Source organism: Stutzerimonas stutzeri KOS6 (genome assembly GCF_000307775.2).
GTDB classification, from domain to species: domain Bacteria; phylum Pseudomonadota; class Gammaproteobacteria; order Pseudomonadales; family Pseudomonadaceae; genus Stutzerimonas; species Stutzerimonas stutzeri_B.
In genome coordinates, this window is the sequence record NZ_KK020676.1 from 158,843 (window position 1) to 177,174 (window position 18,332).

Here is an 18,332-nt window from a genome sequence, read left to right on the forward strand (position 1 = left end):
AGGCCTTCGGCCTGCATCGCCGCGGGGGCGCACCTCCCACGGCGGGTTGGTGTGGGCTGGTGGCCTTCGTGGGAGGCCCGACCTCGGGGCGATGCTTTTGGGGTTGGGCAGGCCTTCCGCGATACTTTTCAATGACGCCGGATAAAGCCGCCTACTTCAGCTCCTGCTTGACGGTATCGGCCGAAGCCGTCGTTTCGCCGTCATTCATCGACTTGCGAAAGCCGCTGATCGCGCTGCCGAGATCGGAGCCCAGACCGCGCAGGCGCCTGGTGCCGAACAGCATGACGACGATCAGAAGAAGGATCAGAAGTTGCCAGACGCTGATACCCATCATTGTGCTTACCTCGGATGTGTTGGAGATGATCGCGGCTCAGTGACCCGCGTGTGCGTTGTGTTGCGCGCCGGCGGCATGCCCGTGCATGCCGCCGTGCTGCATGCTCGCCGCTTCCTGCAGCAGAGCCTGATCGATTTCCTCGAAGTGCAGAACGCGACCGCCGTGCTCCTCGGCCATGCGCCGGGCGGCCTGCTCTTCAGCGAAGCTTGCCAGCGACGCGCCCATGGCGGCCTTGAGCGAGGTGCCGACGACATAGTAGGCGCTGGTTGCGTCGATCAGGTGATTGTCATCGGGCTTTTCCCAAACGCTACGGCCCATGTCGTGTACGTACAGCCTGGCATCGAGCAGACGATTCTCCGGCTGCAGCCACCAGCCAAGCATTTCGGCCGTGGAGCAGAATTTCTTCACGCCCCCCTTATCCACCGCCTGGCCCTTGGGCCCGGGGAAGTCGCTGATGATCATGCCGCAGACGTGGCATTCGTCCGCGTCGTGAAAGGCCACCGGCTCGAGCGCTTGCCGGACCTCCTCCTTCTCGCCGCAGCCGGCCAGGCCAATGGCGAGCAACAGGGCCAGGAGCGTTCCGGCGCCGATGCGATGCAGTGCGTTCATAGAGGGATTTCCTTTTCGATTCACGGAAGTCAGGCCAGACGCCGGCGGAAGATGCCGAACGCCAGCAGCAGCGAAATGCCGATCCAGGCCAGCAGGCACAGCCAGAGCACCGCGGCCGGTACCGGCAGGTCGGCGCCCAGCGACAGCACCCCCATGGCACTGCCGCTGCCTTCGAAGCCGGACAGGTTGATCAGCCGGTAGATGTCGGTGGGATTGAGCAGCAGCAGCCAGGGCAGCAGCTCCGGATTGAACTTGCCTTCGCTGAGCACCAGCAGCGCGAGCAAGACCAGATCGAACACCAACACGAAGAGAAACCACACCCCGAGCGCCAGCCCGGCGGCGCTGGACTTCTCGTTGACCTTGCCACTGAGCACGTAGGCGAAGGCGAGGAACACCCAGCCGAGCAGCGTCGAGGAGATCATGAAGCGGCCGAACGCCCAGAACAGCATGCCGAGCTCGACGCCTTCGACCAGCACGGCGATGGCCAGCGCCGCGCAGCCGAAGCCGATCAGCACCGCCAGGGCGAGGATCAGCCCGTGGCCGACGAACTTGCCGAGCAGGATCTGCCCGCGCCCCAGCGGATAGGTCAGCAGCAGCATCAGCGTGCCACCTTCGTCCTCGCCGACGATGGCGTCATAGGCCAGCAGCAGCGCGATCAGCGGCATCAGGAAGGTGGCCAGGCTGGCCAGGCTGGCGATGGTCGCCGGGATCGAGGTGAAGCCCAATTGCCCGGACGCGGCCGCGCCGAGCCAGGCGATGCCCACCGCGAGCACGGCGAAGAGCAAACTGATGGCGAGCAACCAGCGATTGCGCAGGCCGTCGCTGAGTTCCTTGCGGGCGATGTTCCAGACCTGGTTCATGGGCGACCCTCCTGGACGCGCACGTCACCGGCGCGCTCCATGTAATGGCGGTAGAGGTCTTCCAGCGACGGCTGGTGGATCTCGATGTCCTCCGGCTCGCTCTCGCCCAGCAGCTGGCGCAGCAACAGCAGCTTGTGGCCGTTGACCGCGACCACCTCCAGGCTTGATTCGCTGAGGCCACGGGCGCTGTGCCCGGCATCGGTCCAGCGTTGCAGCCAGCTGTCGCGCTCGCTGATGCCGCTGGCACGGATGCGCACCGGCAGCCCGGCTTCGGCACGCAGCTGCACCAGACTGCCGGCCGCCTGCAGACGGCCCTTGGCGAGGATCGCTGCGCGGTTGATGTGCGCCTCGACACCCGGCAGTACGTGGGAGCAGAGGATGACGCTGGTGCCGCGCTGACGCAGGCGGTCGATCAGCAGGTAGAGATCGCCAGTGGCGATCGGATCGAGGCCCACGGTCGGCTCGTCGAGCAGCAGCAGGCGGGGTTCGCCGAGCAGCGCCTGGGCCAGGCCGAGGCGTTGGCGCATGCCCTTGGAATAGGTCTTCACCCGCCTATCGGCGGCATGCGCCAGGCCGACCTGCTCGAGCAGGTCGTCCACCTGGCTCAGCGCCGCGCCCTTCAGGCGGGCGAAATGATGCAGGGTTTCATGGCCGCTCAGTTGCGGATAGAAGGTCACGTTCTCCGGCAGATAGCCGAGTTGGCGGCGCACCTGCGGATCGTTCGGCGCGCGGCCGAGGACTTTCACCTGGCCCTCGCTCGGCGCGAGCAGGCCGAGGATCAGCTTCATGCTGGTGGTCTTGCCCGCGCCGTTATGGCCGAACAGCCCCAGCACCTCGCCTTCAGCGAGGTTCAGGTTCAGATCGTGCAGCACGGTCATGCTGCCGTAACGCTGGCTTACGCCCTGGATCTCGACGGCGTTCATGACGTTGGCTCCTGCTTTTCGGTTAGGCGTTCTTCGGTGGGCAGCTTCATCAGCGGATGGCTGTCCTGCACACCCGGCGCCTTGACCACCGGGAAGGCGCGTTGCACCCAGCGCAGCACCTCGATGCTCGGGCTGTTCATCAGCAGGCGCACCTGCGGGTAGAGCCAGAGCAGGCGGTCGACGTTGTCGTTGGGTTCGTAGGCGACATCGCCCAGGCCGTCGTCATTGCGATCCCACCCCAGGTAATCGCTCCAGTAGTTGCCGCGGCCGTCCACCGACCACTCCTGGGTACGGGTGGCGACATACTTGACCTGCTGGCGGTTGCCGACGAAGGCGTTGCCGGCGATGCGGTTATCCTCCGAGCCGGCGGTCAGGTGGATGCCCAGCGAGCTGTTCTCGAAGCGGTTGTTCTCGATGGTGTTGAACAGCGAGTTATAGATAAACAGCGCCTTGCCCTCGCCGCCGCTGATCATGCTGTCGCCGCCGGTGTCGCCACGCTGCACGGCGCTGACGAAGTTGTCCCTGAGCGTCGAGTAGGTGATGTAGTTCATCAGGATGCCGTAGTTCTGATCCTGCTCGGAGCGGTTGCCGATCACGGTCAGCTTGCGGCTCTGCATCAGCGCGTAACCGGTGCGGGTGCGGCGGGTGATGTTGCCGATCACGCTGTTGTCGTTGGCGAACATGTAGTGCACGCCATAGCGCAGGTCCTCGAGGACGTTGCCTTCGAGGTGGTTGCCGTTCGAGGTGTCGATGTAGATGCCGTCGCGGGTATCGCGGACGTAGTTGCCGATGATCCGCGCGCCGCTCACGGCATACAGGTGGATGCCGTTGCCACGGTCCTGGGAGCGCACCGAAGGGTCGCCCACGATGTGGTTGCCGCGCAGTTCGACATCGCGGGAACCATCGACCCAGACCCCGAAACCGGGGCCCTGCAGGCGGTTATTGTGCAGCGCGGCGCCCTGCGCAGCAGCCTCGACGAAGACGCCGGAGTCCATCGCGGTGAGGTCGCGCCCCCAGTTGCGCAGCGTGCAGTTCTCCACCTGCACCCCGGCGGCGCCAATGGTCAGTGCATTGCCGCGGCCCTGGGCATCGAACACCGCGCCGGCATCGCAGAGCAGCTGCATCGGACCGTCGATACGGTACTGGCCCTGGTATTCGCCGGCCGGCAGGCGCCAGCGGTTGTCGCCCATGGCCTGCAATGGCAGCTCGATAACCGGCTGCGGCGCGGCCTGTGCCAGCGCGGCGAGCAGCGCCAGTGCGCAAGCGCTCGGCAGCCGCAACGAATGGATCGCCTGATTTCTGAGCACGACGTTTACCTTCTTCAGCGTTCAGGCAGGAATTCTGTGGCGGTCCCGACGCTCAGGCCGGGACCGTGACGGGTGAAGCAAGCCGGCCCCTGGCAACGGGGCCGGCTCCGGCATCAGGCCGGCTCGACCATCATGCGGCCGACCATCTCCATGTGCAGCGCGTGGCAGAACCAGCTGCAGTAGTACCAGTGCAGTCCCGGCTTGTCGGCGACGAAGGTCACCGAGGAGGTCTGCTGCGGGCTGATCTCCATGCTCACACCGTGGTTGACCATGACGAAGCCGTGGGACACGTCCTCGATCTGGTCGATGTTGGTGATGACCACGGTGACCTCATCGCCCTGCTTGACGGTGAACTCCTGCACGCCGTAGCTGGGTGCCATCGAGGTCATGTAGACGCGCACCTTGTTGCCGTCGCGGATGACCTTGTTGTCGGTCTCCAGGTTGATGCCGTCCTTCTTCGCCATGGCCACGGTGCCGGCGAAGAACGGGTCGTTGCGATCCCAGATCTTCTTGGTCTTGATCTGGTCGCGACGGGCCATGATGCAGTCGTGCGGCTCGGCATAGGTCGGGCCGTCGTGGACCAGCTTCATCTCCTCGCCGGAGATGTCGATCAGCTGGTCGTTTTCCGGGTGCAGCGGGCCGGTCGGCAGGAAGCGGTCCTTGCCGAACTTGCACAGCGCCACCAGCCACTTGCCATCGGCTTCGCTGGTTTCGCAGAGCGAGGCGTGGATGTGGCCCGGCTGGTAGTGCACATCGAGCTTCTGCTTGATGTAGTTGACCTTCTCGCCGTTGTAGGCGCGCACCGCGTCGGCCATGTTCCACTTGACCACTTGGCTGTCGATGAACACGGTGGTGTAGGCGTTGCCGCGACCGTCGAAGGTGGTGTGCAGCGGGCCGAGGCCCAGTTCCACTTCGGCGGCGATGGTGTCGCGCGGGTCCTTGAGCTTGCCGGCGAACAGGTCGGGCAGCTTGGCGATCTCGATCATCGATACGGTCGGCGAGAGCTTGCCGTTGGCGATGAAGTACTTGCCGTCGGACGAGGTGTTGCAGCCGTGCGGGTTCTTCGGCACCGGGATGTAGCGGGTGAACGGGCTGTCCTTCTCGGCCTTCTTGCGGCCGTCGAGCACCGGCACCTTGGAGTCGCCGAGGGTGATGAACTTGCCGGCCTTGACCGCCTTCTCCGCCGCCTCGATGTCGAACACCACGACCCAGTCGCGCTCGTTGCGCATCATGCCGCCGAGGTCGTAGGCCTTCTCCGAGTTGTAGCAGGTGGCAGCGGTGAAGCGGCCGGTGTAGTCGGCATCGGTATTGTCCAGGTTGCCGTCGACGATGATCTGGAAGGCCATCTCCATCTTTTCGGCATCGATGACGTTGTACATGGTGTAGCTGTTTTCATCCTGCAGATCGAAGACCTTGCCGTCGTTCGGGTGCGGGATGACGAATTCGGCGTTGGCGAACACATACTTGGTGTGCGGCACCTTCTGCAGACGCAGGCCGTGGATGGCCTGGCAGTTCGGCACGGTGATCATCTTGTCGCACTTCATGATATCCAGGCGGATACGCGCGACGCGGGTGTTGGCCTTGTCGTTGATGAACAGGTACTTGCCGTCGTACTTGCCGTCGGTCATGGAGATGTGCGGGTGGTGGCAGTCGCCGTTACGGAACCTGGCGCTGTCGCCCATGATCGCGCGGCTTTCGTTGGTGATGCCCCAGCCGGTGGCGGAGTCGACGTTGAACACCGGGATGCGCATCAGTTCGCGCATCGACGGGATGCCCATCACCCGCACTTCGCCCTGGTGGCCACCGCTCCAGAAGCCGTAGTAATCATCCAGTTCACCGGGCGCCACGTGGATGCTCTGCTGCGCATCCTTGACCGCCGCGGCCCAGGACTCGCGGCTCATCACGGCGCCGCCGAAGGCGGTGGCGGCAACGGCCGCACCGGTCATCGCGCTGGCACCGAGGAAACCGCGACGGCTCATTCCGCCCTTTTCCAGCACCTCGGGATTGTTCTTGCTCTTGTCACTCATGGGGTTTCGCTCCTTTGGACATCCACTTCAAATACAGCGGTCGAGCACCTCGCCAGCGGCGACGGCTCAGGGTTCCACTACCTGCACCACGGGGATCAGCGACGGCTCGGCCGGCGCCTTCTTGCCGCGCTTGGCGCGCTTGTTCTTCAGGATCAGCGGCGGGCACTTGTTTTCGTTGTGATAGGTCATCTGGCAGTCCAGGCAGTAGTGGCACTCGTTGTGATTGATGTGCCCATCCGGGTGGATGGCCTGGATCTCGCATTCCTTGGCGCATAGCTGGCAGGGGCTGCCGCATTCCGGGCGGCGCTTGAGCCAGTCGAACAGGCGGACCTTGCTGCTGATCGACAGCGCCGCACCCAGCGGGCAGACGTAGCGGCAGTACACCTTGCGGGTGAAGATGTTGATCACCAGCAGGAACAGCGCGTAGGCGACGAACCACCACTGGCGGTCGAACTTGAGGGTGATGGCGGTCTTGAACGGCTCCACCTCGGCGGCCTTCTCGGCGAGCATCATCGACTCGAGGGAGATGCCGAACAGCACCAGCAGGACGATGTACTTGATCGCCCAGAGCCGCTCGTGCACGACGAAGGGCAGCTCGTATTGCGGAATCTTCAGCTTGCGGGCGGCCTCGTTGATCAGCTCCTGCAGCGCACCGAAGGGGCATAGCCAGCCGCAAAACACGCCGCGGCCCCAGAGCAGGATGCTGGCGGCGGTGAAGGTCCAGATGATGAAGATCACCGGATCGGAGAGGAACAGCTCCCAGCGGAAGTCCTGGAACAGCGCATGCACGAAGGTCAGCACGTTGACCACCGACAACTGCCCCAGCGCGTACCAGCCGATGAACACCACGGTGAAGACCAGGTAGCCGCGGCGCAGCCAGTGCAGGAACTGCGGCCGCTGGGTGAAGGTGTCCTGCAGGAACAGGATGACCGTCAGCAGGCCCAGCGCCGCGAGGATCACGCCGATCTGGAACGACTTCTGGTACCAGATGTTGACCCACAGCGGGCGCTTGGCTTCCTCGATGGCGGCCAGTTCCTCGGCCGTCGGCTGGGGGCGCTCGATGTACTGCTCGGGCATCTGATACGGCAGTTCGAAGCTGGTGAACATGCCGCTGACCGGACCGGTCTGGCGCCGCACCAGCAGCTCCAGCGTCCAGGGCGAGCCGGGGTCGAACGCGGCCTGTTGGCGGACGATGAACACCGCCATCTCGCTGAAATCCGGAATGCCGTCGGCGTACACGTCATCCAGGCGCTGGAAGTCCATGTCGCGGAAGCTGATGACATTGCCGAACTGGCGCAGCTGGACCCGATCGAAGATGCCGCCGCGCACGTAGCCCGAGCCCTTGAACGAGTATTCGCCGCTGGCCATCACCGCGACGGCGTGCTCGCCGGGCTTGAGCTCGTCCATCAGTGTGCGGTAGTGCGCATCGCCGAGCAGCGCGCGGCCGATGCTCGGCGGATTGAGATGGGTGGCGTAGAGGTCGATGAAGGTGTCCTGCACCTCATCGGCCGCGGCCTCGTCGATGCCTTCGGCCTCGGTGCCCTTGAACGCCTGGTCGATGTCGCCCTTGGTCAGGTGCAGGCGGCGAATCGCACCGTTGCCGGTCAGGTCGCTCCAGGTCGCAGGCTGGTAGTAATCCTCGCGGACGGTCGCCGGCTTCTGCGCGATGCCGCCGTTGTCTTCCACCAGCCCCAGCGACACCGCGACGTCGTGGGCGGCGCGCATGACGATCTCGTTGACCACCATCACCGTGACGGTGGCACCGGTGACCGCATCGATGGTGACCGCATTCTCGTCCTGCGAGCGGCCGACCACGACCCGCTGGTCGACCCGGATGCCCTGGTACTTGGCGTTGAACGCGTGCAGCTCTGCTTCGGGAATGCCGATCAGCAGGATCGGCTCATGGTGTTCGAGCACGTAGGCATCGACGATCACCCCCTGCGGATCGAGCAGCACCTGCATGTTGATCGGTTTGCCGGAATAGGCGGGGATATCCACCACGTTGATGGACTGGAAGGCATAGCCGAGTATCTCGTCACCCTTGCTGATGGTGCGGACATGGTAGTCGCCCTCGGCAGCCGAGAGGCTGGCACCGGGGAAGAACTTGTCGAGGCGCTGCTGTTCGGCCTGGTATTCCCTGGCCTGCAGCGGCAACGCGCAGAACGCCAGGGCCAGAACGATGAGAAGATCCTTGGCCCTGGCGCGTAGAACACCGGACAACGACCAGAACTCGCGGAGCGCCATCAAACCACCTGCTTGCACTATTGATGTGGCTCGCATGGTAGGAGAGCGCCCAGCCGATCCCCCTTGATTGCAATCAAGGACGCCGCCGGCGGCCGCTTTCGTTGGCTTATGTCAAAGACACGCCCTGCACCCCTAACGAAGTGGGCGGGGCGGTGATGGATGGAGAGCGTGGGGCGTTGCCTGCGCGCTCCGTACAGAGACGCAGGCAGCGGAGACGGCGCGCTCAGTGACGGCCGGGCGGGGTGAGATAGGCTGCCGTCGCGCCGCGACTGGCTTCACTGGCCTTGATTTCCATCTTCGCGATGCTGCGCAGATGCACCTGGTCCGGACCATCGGCGAAGCGCAGCGCGCGACCGCCGGTCCACATGTCGGCCAGCGGCGTGTCCGGCGTCAGGCCCATCGCGCCATAGACCTGGATCGCGCGGTCGACCACGTTGGTGTGCATGCGCGGCACCAGCGCCTTGATCATCGAGATTTCCTTGCGCGCCGCCTTGGCGCCGACCTCGTCGATTATCCAGGCGGTCTTGAGCACCAGCAGCCGCGCCTGTTCGATCTCGATGCGCGACTCGGCGATCCAGTCGGCGACGTTGGAATACTGCTGCAGGTATTTGCCGAATGCCTTGCGCTCCTGGGCGCGCTCGACCATCAGCTCCAGCGCCAGCTCGGCCATGCCGATCGAGCGCATGCAGTGGTGGATGCGCCCCGGCCCCAGGCGCGCCTGGGCCATCATGAAGCCGTCGCCCTCCTTGCCCAGCAGGTTACTTGCCGGCACCCGCACATTGCGCAGCAGGAGTTCGCTGTGGCCTTCCGGGGCGATGTGGTTCATCACCGGGATGTTGCGCAGCAGCTCGACGCCGGGCGTGTCGAACGGCACCAGGATCATGCTCTGCTGCTGGTGGGTGTCGGCGTCCGGGTCGGTCTTGCCCATGACGATCAACAGCTTGCAGTTCGGATGCGAGGCGTTGGTGATGAACCACTTGCGACCGTTGATCACGTAATCGTCGCCGTCGCGGCGGATCAGCGTCTGGATGTTGGTGGCGTCCGAGGACGGCACGTCCGGCTCGGTCATGGCGAAGGCCGAGCGGATCTCGCCTTCGAGCAACGGCTGGAGCCAGCGCTGACGCTGCTCGGGTGTGGCGAACATGTGCAGCAGCTCCATGTTGCCGGTGTCCGGTGCGTTGCAGTTGAACACCTCGGAGGCCCAGTGCACGCGGCCCATGATTTCCGCCAGCGGCGCGTACTCAAGGTTGCTCAGGCCCATGCCCGGCTCATCTTCGCCGAGCGACGGCAGGAACAGGTTCCACAGCCCTTCCGAACGCGCCAGCGCCTTGAGGTCGTCCATGAAGGAAACGGGGTACTGGCCGGCCGCAACCTCGGCATGCCAGGCGCCTATTCGCGGCACGATGTACTGGTCCATGAAGGCGCGCAGTTGCTGACGCAGCGCCTCCACGCGCGGGCTGTAGGCGAAATCCATGGGCAACCTCTGCTGATCGGGAAAGGATGCAGCCACCTTAGTTCCCGCAGCCGCTAAAGCAACGAGGCTGCGATGACTGAATCAGGCCCGATAAACATGCAACGAAGCCTCAGCAGAATTGACCGTGGTCATCACCGCAACCGACGAAACTGGGTATGCAGCGCAGCCTCACCAATGCACGTAGAACATGCCCTTGGCGAGCAGCACGATGCCGACCATCTGCAGCAGGATCGCCCAGTGGATGGTGCGGTAGCGGGCGGGCGTCATGCGCCCCTTGCGCAGCAGGATGGCGACCAGGCCGAAGCTGACGAACACGCCGATCGCCAGCAGGATCTTCAGCGTCAGCAAGGTGGCGAAGCTGCTGGCCAGCGGGTCGGCCAGCGCCTCGCGGTGATACCAGCCCAGGCCGATGCCGGCTCCGTAGACGAACAGCACCACCCAGTGCAGCACCACTCGCGAACGCGCACCGACGGCGCGCTCCACCAGCGGCATGGTCTGCTCGCCGACCTGCTGGCGGATACGGCCGAGGATCATCACCTCGAAGAACAGCGTACCGATGAAGAAGATCGCGGCCAGCAGATGCACCACATGCAGAACGGAATAACTCATCTGTGCCTCCCCAGTGACAGCCAGCGGCGATCATCCTCCAACAGCGCACCACGGAACCAGCCGCACGGGGTCATTTTGCCGACGCGGTGATCTGCGCGCCGTTGCGCTCGATATGTTGCCCCTGCAGGAAGCGGTCATCGGAGGTACGAATGCGAGCGACGCTGCCGTCTTCGCGCTCGACCACATACAGCGTCTGCTCGAGTCCGGCAGCCTGCTGGACGCCCTGCCCCATCAGGTAACCGATGCCTCCACCGACCAGAGCCCCGACCGGGCCGCCTGCCGCAGCACCGAGCATGAAGCCGCTGAGCCCGCCGAAACCGCCGCCGACGGCGCGATCCTCATGCACCTCCAGCACCTCGTCTGCGCTGACCAGGCCGCTTGTCAGGACCATTGCTGCCGCCATCAGAACCGTTGTCTTTTTCATGTCACGCTCCTATTCGAGTAAGGGTTGCCGCCCGTACTGCTCTTCACGAAACATGCCTGAAATTTAACCGACTAAAATCAACAAGATAGGATTACTAAGGGTCTTTTATACCACTGTAGATATGGTTAAATTTACTTAAAAACATGTATTTTTAACCCTTCATATTCCGTACTTTCTACCTATGCTGTCCCGGACAAAACCAACGAGAGCTTTCGATGATTCATTGCAAGCGCGCGTACGTTCCAGCGGCCAAGGCGGACGGCCAACGCCTGCTGCTGGACAGGCTGTGGCCGAGAGGCTGCAGCAAGGACAGCCTCGCCCTGCAGGCATGGCTACCGGATCTCGCGCCTTCGACCGCTCTGCGCAAGGCGTTCAAGGGCAACACGATCGATTTTGCCGAATTCCGTCAGCGCTACCGGAACGAACTGGCCGCCCATCCCGAGCACTGCTGGGCGCTGCTGGCGATGGCCGGGCGCGGCCACCTGACGCTGGTCTATGCGGCGCAAGACGAGTGTCGAAACAACGCCCGGGTGCTGGCCGAATGGCTGGAGGAGGAACTGCAGCGGCTACACCGCCCCGGTTCGCCGACCAGCCTGGCCGACGATGCCGAAAAAGGACTCAACGGCGCCGATTGACCGTCATCGCCGCACGCATCAGCGTCGACGCCGATTTCCACCTCGTAGCTCTTCCATTCCGGCAGCATCCGCTCGCGCCAGGTCTGCGCCCCGATCATCGGCGCGGCCGAACTTAACCAAGCCGCGCTCTTCATAACAGGCAATGCAACTAGCGAGTGCCGATCATGACGAGAGCGCCTGATGCACCACCCAGCGAAGCTTCCCGGGCCGATTACGACTGCCTGATCGTCGGGGGCGGCCCGGGCGGCTTGACCGCTGCGCTGTACCTGGCGCGCTTTCGCCGACGCTGCCTGGTGGTCGATGCCGGCTGCAGCCGCGCCGGCCTGATTCCGCGCTCGCGCAACTATCCCGGCTTTCCGCCGGGCATCAGCGGCAACGACCTGCTCGAGCGGCTGCGCCAGCAGGCCGATGAATACGGCGCCCAGATCGAACACGGCACCGTCGAATCCATCGAACTGCATCCGCTGGGCTTCGCCGTAACCTGGAACGCGCGGCGCTGCATCGCGCGCCAGCTGATCATCGCCACCGGCATCGAGGACACCCTGCCGCAAATGGACGACGCCCGACAGGCGATTGCGGCGGGCCACCTGCGCCTGTGCGCCATCTGCGATGGCTTCGAGGTCAGCGGCGACAGCGTCGCGGTATATGGCGAAGCCGAATGCGCCATCGGCCACGCCGCCTTCCTGCGGACCTTCTCCGACCGTGTCAGCGTGATCGCGCCGGGCGCTACCGCGGCCGACGAGCAGGCGATCCAGCTGGCGGCACACTACGATATCCGCCTGATCTGCGCCGAAGTGCAGAGGCTGCACTCGCTCGACGACGGCATCGAGGTGCTTACCGTCGGCGGCGAGACGCATCGGTTCGACATCCTGTACCCCTGCCTCGGCGCGCGCTTTCGCTCGGAGGTGGCGCAGCGACTGGGCATTGCCTGCGACGAGGATGGCGCGCTGCGCGTCGACCACCAGCAACAGACCTCGCAGCCGGGGCTCTACGCGGTGGGCGACGTGGTGGCCGGCCTGAAGCAGATCAGCGTCGCCATCGGCCAGGCGGCGCAGGCGGCCACCGCGATTCACAACAGCCTGGAAGCCAATCCCTGGCCACGACGCCAGCCCGCGCGGACCCGGCTACGCTAACGACAGGGCCTGTCCGTCACCGGAGTCACGCATGTCGCTCAGCGTTTTCGACCTGTTCAAGATCGGCATCGGTCCGTCCAGCTCGCATACGGTCGGGCCGATGCGCGCCGCCCTGCGCTTTGCCGAAGGGCTGCGCGACGACGGACTGATGGCGGCCACTGCCGGTGTCAGGGTCGAGCTGTACGGTTCGCTCGGTGCCACCGGCAAGGGCCACGGCAGCGACAAGGCGGTACTGCTCGGGCTGGAAGGCGAGCGCCCGGAGTCGGTGGACACCGCCGCCATTGCATCGCGACTGGCGGCGATACGCGAGCGCGGGGAACTGCGCCTGCTGGGTGAGCGAGCCGTTCCCTTCGATAGCAAACGGCAGCTCGCCTTCATCCGCAAGCCGCTGCCCTTCCACCCCAACGGCCTGATCTTCCGCGCCTTCGACGCCGCCGGGCTGCAAATGCGCAGCCGCGAGTACTACTCGGTGGGTGGCGGTTTCGTCGTCGACGAGCAGGCGGCCGGCAGCGACCGCATCGTCGAGGATCGTACCCCGCTGCCCTACCCCTTCCACAGCGCCGCCGAGCTCCTCGCCCACTGCGCCGCTCACGGGCTGAGCATCAGCCAGCTGATGCAGGCCAACGAAGCCGCCTGGCGCCCGCCCGAGCAGACACACGGCAAGTTGCTGGAGATCTGGCAGGTGATGCAGGACTGCGTGACCACCGGCTGCCGCACCGAAGGCGTGATGCCTGGCGGGCTCAAGGTTCGCCGGCGCGCGGCCGGGCTCTACCGCCAGCTCAGCGAGCATCCCGAAGCCAACCTGCGCGATGCGCTCAACGTGCTCGACTGGGTCGATCTCTATGCGCTGGCGGTGAACGAGGAGAATGCCAGCGGCGGGCGTGTGGTCACCGCCCCGACCAACGGCGCCGCCGGCATCATCCCGGCGCTGCTGCACTATTACACGCGCTTCGTGCCGGGCGCCGACGCGGACGGCGTGGTGCGCTTCCTGCTCACTGCCGCGGCCATCGGCATCCTCTACAAGGAAAACGCCTCGATCTCCGGCGCCGAAGTGGGTTGCCAGGGCGAAGTGGGCGTCGCCTGCTCGATGGGTGCCGGAGCGCTGTGCGAGGTGCTCGGCGGCACGCCCCAGCAGGTGGAGAACGCCGCCGAGATCGGCATGGAGCACAACCTCGGGCTCACCTGCGACCCGGTCGGCGGGCTGGTGCAGGTGCCCTGCATCGAGCGCAACGCCATGGGCGCGGTAAAGGCCATCAATGCCGCGCGCATGGCACTGCGCGGCGACGGCCGGCATTTCATCTCGCTGGACAAGGTGATCCGCACCATGCGCCAGACCGGCGCCGACATGAAGAGCAAATACAAGGAAACCGCCCGCGGCGGGCTGGCAGTCAACATCATCGAATGTTAAAACGAGCAAACTGCCACCATGGGCGGCGGTAATGGCCAGGGCGAGACTTTACCGCCCCAGGGCGGTATGGTCGGGGCAACAGAACGCAAGCCACCGAGCCGCCTTTACCTACTCCATCGAACGCGCACAGCCCATCACAATGCCGAAATGCCGATGAATACCGGCCCAGAGCCATCCACGTCGAAGAACACCAACCTGGCCCGAAGCACGCTGCAGTATCCCGTGGTAGGCATAGGTGCCTCGGCGGGCGGCTTGCAGGCACTGATGACCTTTTTCGAACACATGCCCAACGACTGTGGGATGGCATTCGTGGTCATCATGCACCTGTCGCCCAGGCACGAGAGCAACGTCGACAAGATTCTCCAGAACGTCACCCGGATGCCCGTGCGGCAAGTCACCCAACCGGTGTCCATCGAGCGCAACCACGTCTACGTGATCCCGCCGGCGATGGATCTGTCGATGAACGATGGGTACCTGCGCCTGCAGAAACCCACGCGCAGGCGCGGGGCGCCGGTGGCCATCGACCGGTTCTTCCGTGCCCTGGCCGATGTGCACCACACCCACGCCATCGGCATCGTACTGTCCGGCAGCGGGGCGGATGGTTCGGTCGGACTGTCGCGCATCAAGGAGCAGGGCGGTATCACCCTGGCGCAGAGCCCCGAAGATGCCGAGTATGGCTCGATGCCGCTGCGCGCCATCGAAACCGGCATGGTCGATATCGTGTTGCCGGTAGCGGAAATGCCGCAGCGCCTGATGGAGCTCGGCGGCAACCTGGCGTCGCTCATCGCTCGAAGCCAACCCATGCCGCAACCCGGCGAAACCGAGCAGGCCGGCACGGATCAGGGCCGTATCGAAGACGAACACGCCCATAGCCAGTCCAGGCCCGACCAACTGGCGTTGCGCGAGATCCTCGAACTGCTACACAGCCGGACCGGTCACGACTTCCGGCATTACAAGCAAGCCACCGTGCTGCGCCGCATCGAACGGCGCATGCAGGTCAACGCGGTAGCGGACATGCCCGCCTATGCCAGATATCTGCAGGGGCGACCCGAGGAAACCCCTGCACTGCTGGCAGACATGCTGATCGGCGTGACCAATTTCTTTCGCGACCGGGAAGCCTTCGAGGCGCTGGAGCGCGACATCATCCCGGCGCTGTTCGAGGAGAAAGCGAATGCCGAGGACAAGTCCCTGCGGATCTGGGCCGCGGCCTGCTCGAGTGGTGAGGAAGCCTACTCGCTGGGCATGCTCTTCTCCGACCAGGCCCGACTGAGCGAGCCCGACAGCGCCATCCATCTGCAGCTGTTCGCCACCGATATCGACGACCGTGCGCTGGAAGTCGCGCGCGCCGGCCTCTACCCGGAGGCCATCGTGAGCGATGTGCCCCCCAGCCGCCTGCGCCAGTATTTCATCAGGCAGCAGTATCACTACCGCATGCGCAAGGAGCTGCGCGAGCGCATCCTCTTCGCCCGCCACGATATTCTGCGAGACCCGCCCTTCTCCCGGCTCGACCTGATTTCCTGTCGCAACCTGATGATCTACCTGGACCGGAATATCCAGGTCGAAGTGCTGCGCATGTTCCACTTCGCCCTCAACCCCGGCGGCTACCTGTTCCTCGGCAGCTCGGAGACCGCCGACGCCTGCGGCCAACTGTTCGAACCGGTGGACAAGAAGAACCGCATCTACCGCGCAATCGCCCTGGACCCCGGCACCCGCCGCGCCCCCGCCGATCACTTCCAGGCGCTGACGTCCGAACGACGGCACAAGGCGCCGCTCAGCCAGCCGCCCGGGAACAGCCGCAGGCGCTCGTTCGCCGAGGTACACCAGCAGGCGCTCGAACAGTACGCCCCGCCCAGCGTGATCATCGATCGCAAATCCGAAATCGTGCACATGTCCGACCGCGCCGGAAATTTCCTGCGCTACGTCGGCGGCGAGCCCTCGCTGGACCTGACGACCCTGGTCCATCCGCAGTTGCGCTCGGAGCTGCGCACGGCCCTGTGCCAGGCCAGCCACACCGGCAAGAGCGTCGAGGCACGACGGGTGAAGCTGGAGCGCGATGACCGGCACTACTATGTGAACATGGTCGTGCGCCCCTTCCAGGACAAGGCAGCTGGCGATGAATACATGCTGGTGATCTTCGACGAAGTCGAAGATTGCATGGATGGCGACACGCTGGAAAATCCCGACATCAAGGACAGCGTGCTGCTCCAGCTGGAATCCGAACTGCAGCGGACCAAGGAGCAGCTGCGCGTGACCCTGGAACACTCGGAAGCCACGCACGATGAACTGCGTGCGTCGAACGAAGAACTGCAGGCGATCAACGAAGAGTTGCGCTCGGCCACCGAGGAACAGGAAACCAGCAGGGAAGAGCTGCAGTCGATCAACGAAGAGCTCACCACGGTCAACTTCGAACTCAAGACCAAGGTCGACGAAACCAGCAAGATCAACGACGACCTGCAGAACCTGATCTCCTCGACGGACATCGCCACTCTGTTCGTCGACCGCGAGATGCACATCAAGTGGTTCACGCCCCGGACGCGGGACATCTTCAACGTGATCGGCGCCGATGCCGGCCGCTCTCTGCTGGACATCACCCACCGCCTCGATTATCCGCAGATGTACAGGGACGCCACTGAAGCCTTCGAAGCGCTGCATCTGGTCGAGCGCGAGATCTGCAATCAAGACGGCGACCACTGGTACCTGGCGCGCTTCCTGCCCTACCGCACACAGGATGATCGCATCCAGGGCGCCGTGCTGACCTTCATCGACATCAGCGACCGGCGCCGTGCAGAAGAGCAGCTGCGCGCCGGCGAGGATCACCTGCGCCTGCTGGCGCAGAGCACCAAGGGCTATGCGCTGATCACGATGGATTGCGACGGGCTGATCACCAGCTGGAATCGCGGCGCCGCTTACATCTTCGGCTACCGGGAAGAGGAAGTGATCGGCCGCAACATCGGGATTATCTACACCGAAGAGGACCGTCTGGCCGGCATACCAGAAGCCGAGCGCAAACGTGCCCTGGAACAGGGCCAGGCCACCGACGAGCGCTGGCACAGGCGCCGGGACGGCACGCGCTGCTTCTTCAGCGGCCTGGTCAACCCGCTGGTGAACAACGACCGCGAGACCACCGGCTTCGCCAAGATCGCCCGCGACGTCACCGAGGACCGGCAACGCAGCAACCACCAGCAAAACGAGCTGCAGATCATCCAGGCGGCCAACCAGAAGAAAGATGAATTCTTTGCCGTGCTCTCCCATGAGCTCAAGCATGCGCTCAACCTCATCCAGCTCAATGCCGATCTGATCGCGCGCTCTCAGGCGGCGAAGAACACGCCGACGCTGCACAAGGCCACGCAGGCGATCCAGAACGCGGTACGCAGCCAGTCACGAATCATCGACGACCTGATGGATGTGTCGCGCATCCGCACCGGCAAGCTGAAGCTGAACCTCGCCACGCTGGTGTATCAGGATGTATTCGATAGCATCGAGGCCGTGTTCAGCCCACTGGCCCAGGCCGAGGGCGTCACGTTCGAAACCCTCAAGCCGGAGCAACCGGTGTTCGTTCGCGCCGACACCACGCGACTGGAACAGATCATCTGGAACCTGCTTAACAACGCCTGGAAATTCACCAAGGCCGGCGACCGCATCTGCATGGAGCTCGAGCGCGACGGCGATCAGGCGCGCCTGGACGTGATCGACACCGGTGAAGGTATATCCGCCGACTTCCTGCCCAAGATGTTCGACATGTTCGGCCAGGCCGAGATGCAGCACGCCCAGCGCGCCAAGCATGGCCTGGGCATCGGCCTGGCGCTGGTCAGGCAGTTGGTCGAGGAACACGGCGGGCGTATCGAAGCCTTCTCCGAAGGGCCCGGCCGCGGCGCACGCTTCAGCGTCTGGCTGCCGATACACCTGCAGACCGAACTGGCACTCAACGAACTGGCCAACGCCAACGAGCCGGGAGCATTGCTCGGCATCGACATCCTGCTGGTGGACGACTCGCCGGAGATCCTCGATACCCTGTGCGAGCTGCTGGAGAGCGAAGGCGCGAACGTGACCACCGCCGACGGCGGCGCCCGAGGCATAGAGCTGGCCCGGCAAGCGCGTTTCGACGTGATCCTCTCCGACATCGGCATGCCGGTCGTCGACGGCCACAAGATGATGAGCGAGATTCGCCGGGACGCGACCAATGCCGACACACCAAGCATCGCGCTGACCGGCTACGGCACGCTGCGCGACGTGGAAAAGGCCAAGGCTGCGGGCTTTACCCTGCACCTGCGCAAACCTATCGACCTGCAGGCGCTGATCGACGCGGTGACCCAGATGGTGCACTGAGCCTGCCCACAGAGGGTCG

General features: G+C 64.6%; 14 protein-coding genes. 4 read left to right on the plus strand and 10 right to left on the minus strand.

Going from position 1 to position 18,332, the window contains the following annotated elements; all coding sequences use genetic code 11:
* Positions 1–151 precede the first annotated feature (151 nt).
* The 10 genes from tatA to B597_RS29340 all read right to left on the minus strand — a co-directional run bounded on the left by tatA (position 152) and on the right by B597_RS29340 (position 10,811).
* A complete protein-coding gene (gene tatA, locus B597_RS29295) occupies positions 152–334 on the minus strand; it encodes a twin-arginine translocase TatA/TatE family subunit (protein WP_003293358.1) in 183 nt (60 codons plus the stop codon).
* 36 nt (positions 335–370) lie between these two features.
* Positions 371–943: a nitrous oxide reductase accessory protein NosL gene (locus B597_RS29300; RefSeq protein ID WP_024161762.1), complete on the minus strand. Its 573-nt coding sequence runs from the start codon at positions 941–943 to the stop codon at positions 371–373.
* Positions 944–972: 29 nt separating this feature from the next.
* The gene (locus B597_RS29305; RefSeq protein WP_024161763.1) at positions 973–1,803 is read right to left on the minus strand and encodes an ABC transporter permease; all 831 of its coding nucleotides are present in this window, start codon (positions 1,801–1,803) and stop codon (positions 973–975) included.
* Positions 1,800–2,726 (minus strand): ABC transporter ATP-binding protein, encoded by a 927-nt coding sequence (locus B597_RS29310; RefSeq protein ID WP_003293362.1) that lies wholly within the window; start codon positions 2,724–2,726, stop codon positions 1,800–1,802. The genes B597_RS29305 and B597_RS29310 overlap by 4 nt, the downstream gene beginning before the upstream one ends.
* Entirely contained in the window at positions 2,723–4,015 is a 1,293-nt protein-coding gene (locus B597_RS29315) for a nitrous oxide reductase family maturation protein NosD (RefSeq protein WP_419184904.1), read from the minus strand. The genes B597_RS29310 and B597_RS29315 overlap by 4 nt, the downstream gene beginning before the upstream one ends.
* Positions 4,016–4,146: 131 nt before the next feature.
* Positions 4,147–6,060, minus strand: coding sequence for a TAT-dependent nitrous-oxide reductase (gene nosZ / locus B597_RS29320; protein WP_003293365.1), 1,914 nt, complete (start codon positions 6,058–6,060; stop codon positions 4,147–4,149).
* A gap of 66 nt (positions 6,061–6,126) precedes the next feature.
* Positions 6,127–8,304, minus strand: coding sequence for a transcriptional regulator NosR (gene nosR / locus B597_RS29325; protein ID WP_003293367.1), 2,178 nt, complete (start codon positions 8,302–8,304; stop codon positions 6,127–6,129).
* A gap of 223 nt (positions 8,305–8,527) precedes the next feature.
* Complete coding sequence (locus B597_RS29330) at positions 8,528–9,778, minus strand: acyl-CoA dehydrogenase family protein (protein WP_003293369.1); 1,251 nt, start codon at positions 9,776–9,778, stop codon at positions 8,528–8,530.
* Positions 9,779–9,946: 168 nt separating this feature from the next.
* A complete protein-coding gene (locus B597_RS29335; RefSeq protein WP_003293371.1) occupies positions 9,947–10,387 on the minus strand; it encodes a CopD family copper resistance protein in 441 nt (146 codons plus the stop codon).
* Between the two features lie 70 nt (positions 10,388–10,457).
* The gene (locus B597_RS29340; protein WP_003293372.1) at positions 10,458–10,811 is read right to left on the minus strand and encodes a hypothetical protein; all 354 of its coding nucleotides are present in this window, start codon (positions 10,809–10,811) and stop codon (positions 10,458–10,460) included.
* A 215-nt stretch (positions 10,812–11,026) separates the two neighbouring features.
* Between B597_RS29340 and B597_RS29345 the strand changes: the two genes are divergently transcribed.
* The 4 genes from B597_RS29345 to B597_RS29360 all read left to right on the plus strand — a co-directional run bounded on the left by B597_RS29345 (position 11,027) and on the right by B597_RS29360 (position 18,313).
* The gene (locus tag B597_RS29345; RefSeq protein WP_024161765.1) at positions 11,027–11,446 is read left to right on the plus strand and encodes a DUF488 domain-containing protein; all 420 of its coding nucleotides are present in this window, start codon (positions 11,027–11,029) and stop codon (positions 11,444–11,446) included.
* A gap of 164 nt (positions 11,447–11,610) precedes the next feature.
* Positions 11,611–12,579 carry an NAD(P)/FAD-dependent oxidoreductase gene (locus B597_RS29350; protein ID WP_003293374.1) on the plus strand — a complete coding sequence of 323 codons (969 nt, stop codon included), beginning with the start codon at positions 11,611–11,613 and terminating at the stop codon, positions 12,577–12,579.
* A gap of 31 nt (positions 12,580–12,610) precedes the next feature.
* Complete coding sequence (locus tag B597_RS29355) at positions 12,611–13,987, plus strand: L-serine ammonia-lyase (protein ID WP_003293375.1); 1,377 nt, start codon at positions 12,611–12,613, stop codon at positions 13,985–13,987.
* A 153-nt stretch (positions 13,988–14,140) separates the two neighbouring features.
* Positions 14,141–18,313, plus strand: coding sequence for a CheR family methyltransferase (locus B597_RS29360; protein ID WP_003293376.1), 4,173 nt, complete (start codon positions 14,141–14,143; stop codon positions 18,311–18,313).
* Positions 18,314–18,332 lie beyond the last annotated feature (19 nt).

Bases quoted from the DNA above. Each gene is read 5' to 3' on its own strand.
- tatA (WP_003293358.1), bottom strand. From the start codon at position 334: ATGATGGGTATCAGCGTCTGGCAACTTCTGATCCTTCTTCTGATCGTC.
- B597_RS29300 (WP_024161762.1), bottom strand. From the start codon at position 943: ATGAACGCACTGCATCGCATCGGCGCCGGAACGCTCCTGGCCCTGTTG.
- B597_RS29305 (WP_024161763.1), bottom strand. From the start codon at position 1,803: ATGAACCAGGTCTGGAACATCGCCCGCAAGGAACTCAGCGACGGCCTG.
- B597_RS29310 (WP_003293362.1), bottom strand. From the start codon at position 2,726: ATGAACGCCGTCGAGATCCAGGGCGTAAGCCAGCGTTACGGCAGCATG.
- nosZ (WP_003293365.1), bottom strand. From the start codon at position 6,060: ATGAGTGACAAGAGCAAGAACAATCCCGAGGTGCTGGAAAAGGGCGGA.
- nosR (WP_003293367.1), bottom strand. From the start codon at position 8,304: ATGGCGCTCCGCGAGTTCTGGTCGTTGTCCGGTGTTCTACGCGCCAGG.
- B597_RS29330 (WP_003293369.1), bottom strand. From the start codon at position 9,778: ATGGATTTCGCCTACAGCCCGCGCGTGGAGGCGCTGCGTCAGCAACTG.
- B597_RS29335 (WP_003293371.1), bottom strand. From the start codon at position 10,387: ATGAGTTATTCCGTTCTGCATGTGGTGCATCTGCTGGCCGCGATCTTC.
- B597_RS29340 (WP_003293372.1), bottom strand. From the start codon at position 10,811: ATGAAAAAGACAACGGTTCTGATGGCGGCAGCAATGGTCCTGACAAGC.
- B597_RS29345 (WP_024161765.1), top strand. From the start codon at position 11,027: ATGATTCATTGCAAGCGCGCGTACGTTCCAGCGGCCAAGGCGGACGGC.
- B597_RS29350 (WP_003293374.1), top strand. From the start codon at position 11,611: ATGACGAGAGCGCCTGATGCACCACCCAGCGAAGCTTCCCGGGCCGAT.
- B597_RS29355 (WP_003293375.1), top strand. From the start codon at position 12,611: ATGTCGCTCAGCGTTTTCGACCTGTTCAAGATCGGCATCGGTCCGTCC.
- B597_RS29360 (WP_003293376.1), top strand. From the start codon at position 14,141: ATGAATACCGGCCCAGAGCCATCCACGTCGAAGAACACCAACCTGGCC.